This window comes from Nitrobacter vulgaris, assembly GCF_031453995.1.
Taxonomy (GTDB): domain Bacteria; phylum Pseudomonadota; class Alphaproteobacteria; order Rhizobiales; family Xanthobacteraceae; genus Nitrobacter; species Nitrobacter vulgaris.
This window is the reverse complement of the sequence record NZ_JAVDPZ010000068.1, coordinates 1-7,856: the sequence shown is the minus strand read 5'-3', so window position 1 is coordinate 7,856 and position 7,856 is coordinate 1. Positions and strand designations below refer to the sequence as shown.

At 52.5% G+C, this 7,856-nt stretch carries 6 protein-coding genes and 1 pseudogene; 4 read left to right on the top strand and 3 right to left on the bottom strand.

Annotated elements, in window-relative coordinates:
• Positions 1-104 precede the first annotated feature (104 nt).
• Positions 105-362, bottom strand: a pseudogene (locus tag GGQ85_RS20300) (transposase); the annotation flags it as partial.
• A 294-nt stretch (positions 363-656) separates the two neighbouring features.
• Positions 657-1,778, bottom strand: coding sequence for a toll/interleukin-1 receptor domain-containing protein (locus tag GGQ85_RS20295; RefSeq protein WP_309776021.1), 1,122 nt, complete (start codon positions 1,776-1,778; stop codon positions 657-659).
• Between the two features lie 610 nt (positions 1,779-2,388).
• Here GGQ85_RS20295 and GGQ85_RS20290 point away from each other — a divergent pair.
• The 4 genes from GGQ85_RS20290 to GGQ85_RS20275 all read left to right on the top strand — a co-directional run bounded on the left by GGQ85_RS20290 (position 2,389) and on the right by GGQ85_RS20275 (position 7,703).
• Positions 2,389-2,628 carry a tyrosine-type recombinase/integrase gene (locus GGQ85_RS20290; RefSeq protein WP_309776020.1) on the top strand — a complete coding sequence of 80 codons (240 nt, stop codon included), beginning with the start codon at positions 2,389-2,391 and terminating at the stop codon, positions 2,626-2,628.
• Between the two features lie 421 nt (positions 2,629-3,049).
• Positions 3,050-4,063: a CBASS cGAMP-activated phospholipase gene (locus tag GGQ85_RS20285; protein ID WP_309776019.1), complete on the top strand. Its 1,014-nt coding sequence runs from the start codon at positions 3,050-3,052 to the stop codon at positions 4,061-4,063.
• Positions 4,008-7,490, top strand: a complete 3,483-nt coding sequence (locus GGQ85_RS20280) for a TIR domain-containing protein (protein ID WP_309776018.1) — start codon at positions 4,008-4,010, stop codon at positions 7,488-7,490. Before GGQ85_RS20285 ends, GGQ85_RS20280 begins: the two co-directional genes overlap by 56 nt.
• 69 nt (positions 7,491-7,559) lie before the next feature.
• Positions 7,560-7,703: a hypothetical protein gene (locus GGQ85_RS20275; protein ID WP_309776017.1), complete on the top strand. Its 144-nt coding sequence runs from the start codon at positions 7,560-7,562 to the stop codon at positions 7,701-7,703.
• A 55-nt stretch (positions 7,704-7,758) separates the two neighbouring features.
• On the opposite strand, the gene GGQ85_RS20270 is transcribed toward GGQ85_RS20275, so the two are convergent.
• A partial coding sequence (locus tag GGQ85_RS20270) for an integrase core domain-containing protein (protein ID WP_309776022.1) occupies positions 7,759-7,856 on the bottom strand: 98 nt, incomplete at its 5' end.

Sequence of the window (7,856 nt, the reverse complement as noted above, 5' to 3'; positions counted from 1 at the left end):
AGGGAAAAGCGCGCTTCGCGAGCGGCCTCTGCCGCGCCCAGACTGGCCTGCTTTTACTCCGCCTCCGTGGCTTGGTTTTGCTCCGCCGTTGACAGGCGTCACCATTTTCTTGAGGTGACATCCTTCAGGATCGCATTGTCGAGCATCTGCTCGGCCAAGAGCTTCTTCAGCCGGGCGTTCTCGTCCTCCAGCGCCTTCAGGCGACGGGCGTCGGACACATCCATCCCGCCGAACTTCGCCTTGAACTTGTAGAAGGTCGCAGCCGAGATGCCACGCTTGCGGCAGACCTCCGTCTTCGCTCCGGCTTCCTGCTCCTTCAGCATCCCGATGATCTGTTCCTCAGTGAACCGCGAGGCTCGCATCGTCCATCTCCGTGATCGACGGACTCTACCCAATTCTGGAAGAAGTTCAGGGTCTCAGGTCAGTCGCCGAGACAGCTGGACGCATTATCTGCCATCCGATCCTGGGGGGACTGCATCATCAATAAACCCGGATTTGATTTGCGATAAGGACAGGTCGGGCTACGCCATCCCGACGCCGCAGCAAAATCGCAAAGCCCCGCGCTCAGCGTAACCCGGCAGGAATCCACTTAAATTCCGCGGGGCGATGTTCAAACAAGCGGGGCCACGCTCTCTATTAGATAGATTGTCGCGCAGTTACCTTGTATTGGCCTTCATCAGGGTCGCACGGGTGGCTCGCTGGCCTCGAGCGGGCTTTCGTTCGATGGCGGCGAGGCGACCGTGACTAACCTTACGACCTTTCCTTGTCGGGGCTACCTCGAATCTAAAAAAGTAAATATCAAACTGAATATGCTGTCCTGGCAAACGCCGGACGCGCGTTACAGCCGGGGCATACCACGCGTCATCATTAACGCCATGCATCAATTCCCAGATGACAGGAGGGAATTGCCACCGTGCGGCTTGTGCGATTTGCCTACACAGAGACTCGATCCAAGGCGGGGTCGACTTACTCTTTTCGTTGTCCATACAAATCTTCGCCAGCGTCTCAAGGTTCGTCCCTTGCTCAAAGGCAGGGGAGGCGAACAGATGCTGCGTATATGTATCGCTACCAGTTACTACGGCCTCTTTTTGGATCACCTCAAATATAAGCCGCAGACGATCATTAGGCGGTGAGTTGGAATCAATTCGCGTCACACCGGGTCCATTTTTAATGGCTTCGACGTGCTTCAGGTCGAGTTGAAGTTGGAGAAAGGGATAAGCTGGCCACTCCTCATGGGTGACGGGCCTGGGGGGTGGCAACAAAGGTTGAAGCTTCTGGAACAAGTCTGCGGCCGCGGCTGCCACTATCTGGCCATTGGACTGATGCTGAGTGATAGCACCGTTGCCCGGGAAAAAATTGGGGGTGGTCAAGAGTTCATTAGTGAATTTCTGGATGTCTACTAAATTGCGCAGATTAACGTTGACTTGGCCATGGAACAATGAAGGTACGGCGTCACAACACTGGAGTAGAATGATCCTCGTATCCGGACTATCCGGGTTGTTGGCGACACCATACTCGTACATGCAGTAACTCCAGTCGAGACTAGGGTGTGTATAAATCATTACGAATGCACCGGCTCTCCATAAGGCGGTCTTCAGTTCTTTGTTCAACAAAAACCCTAGTCGTGGTCCGACGGCTTGCTCCGAAGAGGATTGAAAAACCTCAACCTTGCCCCCCGTAGTCGTTTCAATGAAACTCCGCAGAGCATCGGCGATGGATCGATGTTCATGCTTGTGACTGATGAAGAGCAGCAGCTTTTCCGGACCTTTATCGGGCATGACACTCACCAATTCGCCCTGCGGTGGCTCGAAGGGCGCGCCTCCATCAATTTTTGCTACTTACAAGTTATCTTGTAGTCCTCTAAATCGCACGCGCCTTCACAAACATTTCGGTTCGTACACGTTTTGGAGGAGCGCATCTTACTTGCCATGTACTTTGCTGGTTCGGACGTACCGGAGACCTTGCAGGCTTTCTCTGCCCAAGCTGCATAGGAGTACGCACAGTCGATGCAAATATCGCACCTGGAAGGACAATGGTTGTACCCTCTACACACAATCGTCGACTGCGCATTCGCCGACAGAATGCCTCCAAATAAGCAGAAGGCAAAAATCATGAGCGTCAATATGCGGTTTATCTTTTTACTCCTCTCACCTATTGATTTAGTTGATGCAGCCGAGCCCGATATGCAGGGCCCAGAAAAGTTGAAACTAATTAGGATTGTAGCGGCGCTGTATTTCACCTCGCGGTGAAGCATAATAAAAATTTGGCTCGATGGCAGTAGCCAAACCGTTTCACTCGGCATGAAAAGCATAACCTCATAAGAGCGTCACGAGAGAAAAGTAACAATACAATCACTGATCATGCTTTGACTTTGATTTGAATCAACGTTTGGCGCGTTCCGGCGAAGTATTCGGTCTCGTCTGGCCTGAGCTATCGCTCGATGAACGACTCTGGATCGTCCCAGGCCCCCGCATGAAGGGTGGTCGCGAACACCGTGTTCCGCTCACCGGCCAGGCAATTCAAATCTTGCGGCACATGAAACCCCTGCGCACCGAGGAGGGCCAGTTCGTCTTTCCCGGGGGGAAGCAAGGCAAGCCACTGTCCGAGACCTCAATGGAAGCGTCCTAGAACGGATGCAGGTGGACGCACCCCCCATGGATTCCGCAGATCGTTTCGAGACTGGGCCGGCGATGCCACTGCGTTCCCGCGAGAGGTCGCGGAAGCTGCACTTGCGCACATAGTTGGGGACAAAGCCGAACGTGCGTATAGACGTGGTGACGCCCTGGAGAAACGCCGCAGGCTCATGGAAGCTTGGCATAGATTTTGCGGGGGCCGGCCATCGAAAATAGCTGAGAAACAAGGTGCGTGGCCGGGCTCGCGAAAGCCAATTAAACCTGTTCCGGAGCGGTCCTCGGATGGTTGCGAGTAGAGACCTGCGCCCTTACTCTGTACCGATGCGGGCTACCGATGGTTGTGCACGCAAGCCAAATCGCTTAACCTGCTGGTTGAACAGGCGGAAACTCATAATCTTGGTTGATTTGGCATCCTCATGTTTCGGATTCTGTGTCTCGACGGAGGCGGCATCAAAGGGGTGTTTACCGCCGCCGCCTTGGCAAGAATCGAAAATCTCACAAACAAATCTATTATTGATCACTTTGACCTGATCGCTGGTACTTCTACTGGCGGAATTGTTGCCATAGGCCTCGCTCTTGGACATTCCGCTCAGAGCCTCCTGTCATTCTACCGCGATCGAGGCCCAAGAATCTTTCCGTCCACCGGCTTGTTAGAGAGGTCCACAGCACTCATTCGACAACTTTTTGTCGGCCCAAAACATTCTCAAACCATTCTCCGACAAGAGCTATCGAACGTCCTAGGCAAACGCAGCTTCGGGGAATCTAAATGTCGGCTCGTTATACCCGCCTATGATGCTGTTGGGGGCCGTATTTACGTTTTCAAAACTGCCCATGCTGCCGGCCTAGTGAATGACGTGAAAACTGCCGCGATCGATGTTGCTTTGGCGACGTCAGCGGCTCCAACTTACTTCGCTGCGGCCAGGACTGATCGAGACGGTCGATTTGTGGATGGCGGAGTGTGGGCAAACAGCACCGTTATGATTGCCTTGGTCGAGGCAGCAGCGGTGCTCAGGCAGCCCTTAAGCGAAATCAATATTCTAAGCATTGGTACAACGACCGAGCCATTCAGCATAGCCCGGAATAGTAGAGCTAGTGCTCTCAAGTGGAATATTGGTCTCGTAGACTTGATGATGGAGGCGCAGGTCGAGGCGGCTCAAGCAGAAGCGAGTCTATTGCTCGATTGTCGACTTCACCGAGTCGACTTCAAAGCGGATCACGGTCGGTTTGCTCTGGACAACGCCAATGAATTGGCGATTGCCGATCTGGCTAGGCTAGGTTCGAACGAAATCGAGAAAAAGCGGAACATCGACCTAATTTGCGACAGATTTGTAAATGGAGCTTCAGCAAAGAAGTTCGTGCCATTGATGCAAACCGATGCGCATGCTTCACCGACCAGCCAACAACGGCGAGCACACTCTGATGGAGGCTAACTTCTTATTTGACGTATTTCTGAGCCATAACTCGGCAGACAAACCACGAGTCCGTCAAATCGCGGAGCGATTGCGGGTCGCGGGCGCTCGTGTTTGGTTCGATGAATGGTCGATCAAATATGGAGAGGACATTTACCTCAAAATCGAAGAGGGTCTTCAGAAGTCGCGGGTTCTCGTACTTTGCTTGTCGCAAGCAGCCCTGAACTCAAACTGGGTGGCGCTTGAACGTGGCACCGTCTTATTCCGCGATCCAACAAACAAGCATCGTCGCTTCATTCCTATAAAGTTGAGCGAGTGCGATCTGCCGGACACGATACGTCGTTACAAGTTCGTCGACTACAGACGAAGCACCGAACAATCGTTTCAAGAACTCCTGACCGCATGCGACATCAAAGCGACAAACAAGATTCCCGCAAACGTGAGCGGTCACAGTCCTTCCCGATCAAACGAAGGTCCCAGCGAGCCACCGCCAATCGCAGCAGAAACCCGCATTCGCGACGGCATTGAGAAGCTCGCCACGTTGAAAGGCCACACCGATCACTTGCATACGTTAGCGTGGTCGCCAGACGGAAAGCTGTTGGCGAGCGCTAGTCAAGACGGAACGGCGAGGCTGTGGTTACCCTTTTCAAATCGTCCGGGTCGTGTGTTCAGGCAAGGGAAGGAAGAAGTTTGGCATCTGAGTTGGTCGCCCGACTCGAGCCAGATAATATCAACCGCACTCCTCGCAGCGCCCCAATTGTGGTCTCCCACCGAGTCACGCCGTTCGTTCAAGCTAATTACAGACGCTGTGGTCAGCGAATGGTCTCCAAGTGGACAATGGGTTTTCATCGGCGACCGAGATGGGAAGGTATGGCGGATAGACTTGAGAACGCAACAGATCTCCACCTTTGTTGAAGCGACTGGCTCTCCGGTAAATTGCATCGCATGGTCTCCTGACGAGGAAAAGCTCGCTATTTCCCGGATGTCAGGCGAGTTTGCTGTTTTCCACGCGCAAACCGGGAAGCAACTTCTCGTATTATATTCCGAAACGGTGTGGTCATTGCTTTGGAGCAACGACGGCAAGTATCTGTTTTCTGGATCAAAAGACAAAACCATCCGAATTTGGGAAGCTGAGTCAGGCAGGCATCTTCATATTCTTGAGGGCCACACTGAAGGCGTGAGCGGGTTGTCGCTATCGGCAAAGCACGGTCTTTTGGCATCTTACTCTTCTCGTGAACTTCAGTTTTGGAACACGGCCACTTGGCGGTTGGTGTCAATTACTCCACGAGACTCTTCAAGCTGCCTCATGACCAAGATTGCCTTCAATCCGGAAGGCGAACTGCTTGCCACTCCTGGCGCAGATAACACGATCGAAATTCTAGCCATCCACCCTGAGGCACTTCCTCTTAAGTCAGCTGTAGCCGTCCGGACCTACGTCAATGCAAAAGTGGCGCTAGTTGGCGAGAGTGGTGTGGGGAAGACGACACTCGCGCACCGATTAGTTCAGGACCAATTCGTCGCCACCGAGTCTACGCATGGAATGAAGGTTTGGAAGCTTGATCTTCCTGTTGAAAAATCGGACTACGTCGAACGCGAAGCTTTGCTTTGGGATTTCGCCGGGCAGCCTGACTACCGATTGGTTCACCAGCTTTACTTCGAGGAAACAGCTCTTGCTCTGCTCCTAATTAATCCGCAAAAAAACGATCCTTTTGCTGAATCGATCGATTGGCTGAAGGCGCTGGAATCCGCAGGCTCCTATGAGGGTTCCGATCGCAAGATCGCCAAGCTTCTAATTCCTACTCGAGTCGATGTCGGCGGAATGACCATAAGTGACCGCAAGATCGATCGATTTGTGAAAGAGCATGATTTCTTAGATTGCATTCCAGTGAGCGCCAAGCGCGGAGATAACTGCTCGGATAGCCAGAACTCAGGCCGACCGTCAAAACTAAAGGAAGCCATTGCCCGATCTATCCCTTGGGATGAAATGCCGTCTACTTTCACTCCGCGCCTGCTTGCCAAAATGAAGGATACAGTCGTAGCAATGCGCGATGACGAAGAGATCCGTTTGCTAAGATTCTCCGAACTAAATCAGCGTATCGAACAGGAAATGCCGGAGGAACGATTTGGAGAGGGTATCGTCCGCACTGCAGTCACCTTGCTCGCCAATCAAGGCCTCGTTCGTCCCCTTCGTTTCGGTGATCTCATAGTTCTGAGGCCCGACATTTTGAATAGCTACGCGAGCGCCATAATTCGCGCCGCACGAACTCACAAGGACGAAATTGGCTGTATTACAGAGGAATCGATCTACAGCGAGGGGTTCGATTTTTTTGGCGTTGACCGCTTGATATCGAGGGCAGACGAGGAATTGCTTCTACGCGCCCTTGTTCAAACCCTACTGGATCATTCGCTTTGCATTCGCGAGGTAGAAAACGGAGCAACTCTCCTCATCTTTCCGTCCCAATACCGAAGAGACCGCGAGATTCCTCGCCATCCGGAAATCTTTATATCTTATACTTTTACTGGCGAATTGCAGACAATTTACACAACGCTCGTTGTCCGAGCCTGGTATAGCCGCATCTTCGATCAGAGGGAGTTGTGGCGCAACGCTGCGGAGTTCGCAACAACGAAGGGGCAGATAGTCGGCGTCATTTTTCAACCACTAGGCGACGGGGTTGGCAAACTCAGTGTCTTTTTCGATGCGGGTGTTCCCGACGAACTAAAAGTGATCTTCATCGAGTTCGTTCAACGTCACTTGGACAAGTATGCTCGCGGTTTACAACGTCAGCGAAGATATGTGTGCAAAGATTGCGGCCAGGCGGTTGACAATGCAGCAATGATCCGGAAGCGCTTGGAGGCCGGCCGAGATTTCATCACATGCCAGAACTGCGATGCCCGCGTGATCTTCTTCGATCACGTCGAAGAACGGCTCGCTTCCACACCAATAGCGCGTCAAGTCACGAAATTGGAGGCGCGAGAAAAATTTGAACGTGACGAACAGTCGGTGGAGCAAGGTGTCATTGGCCATGTAATGACCATTTGCGCCGACGCAAACCAGCAATTCCGCGCGCTGAATGGATCAAGGGATGGTATCGACGGCGAAATATTGTTCAGAAGCGATTCTGGAAGTTTTGACGGTAAGAAAATATACATTCAGCTGAGGTTTGGAAATACTTTCGAAAACGTCCGGATCCGAGGCGGTAAAATCCGATTTGACGTTAGGACTGAGGCTCACCTTGGTCAATGGATTCGCTTGAGGACTGATGTGTATTCCGTGCTTCTCCTCCAAGATGAAAGTCTAGGAGATCGAATCTATTGGATGAATATGAGTGACTACTTTAAGCGGAGTAACGCGAGAAAGAAAGTCCTGTTCAAGGGAGAGAAACTCGATCTCAATTCAGTTTGGCGCGTGCGAGATCAGCTCTTTCCGGTGAGTCCGCGGATACCCTGATCTATTCCGAAGTGGTACTCGGGTTTGTGTTCTATCCAGCGCCCCCCGCTGACTAGCCTCCGGATTCAGATGTCTCAAGAGTGGTACGAAGAAGAACAGGAAGACCTGGTCGAAATTTATGAGGTCTGGTGCAAGATGCCGCTCTGGACGGCATTCGAAGCGTCGGCCTTGATTCACCAGTGCGACCCGAGTGAGCCGATCGACACCTGTTGACCTGGGACCCTAGTCTCCTCCAGCTTGAGGGAGAGTCCTGGGTTTCGTTTTGGCCTTATGCGGCCTGTTTTTCCAGCGTGGATTTCGTTGCGAACTCGGCGGGTGTGATGTTGCCGAGTGCCGAATGTGGTCGGTGTTGGTTGTAATCCTCCC

Bases quoted from the DNA above. Each gene is read 5' to 3' on its own strand.
- GGQ85_RS20295 (WP_309776021.1), bottom strand. From the start codon at position 1,778: ATGCCCGATAAAGGTCCGGAAAAGCTGCTGCTCTTCATCAGTCACAAG.
- GGQ85_RS20285 (WP_309776019.1), top strand. From the start codon at position 3,050: ATGTTTCGGATTCTGTGTCTCGACGGAGGCGGCATCAAAGGGGTGTTT.
- GGQ85_RS20280 (WP_309776018.1), top strand. From the start codon at position 4,008: ATGCGCATGCTTCACCGACCAGCCAACAACGGCGAGCACACTCTGATG.
- GGQ85_RS20275 (WP_309776017.1), top strand. From the start codon at position 7,560: ATGTCTCAAGAGTGGTACGAAGAAGAACAGGAAGACCTGGTCGAAATT.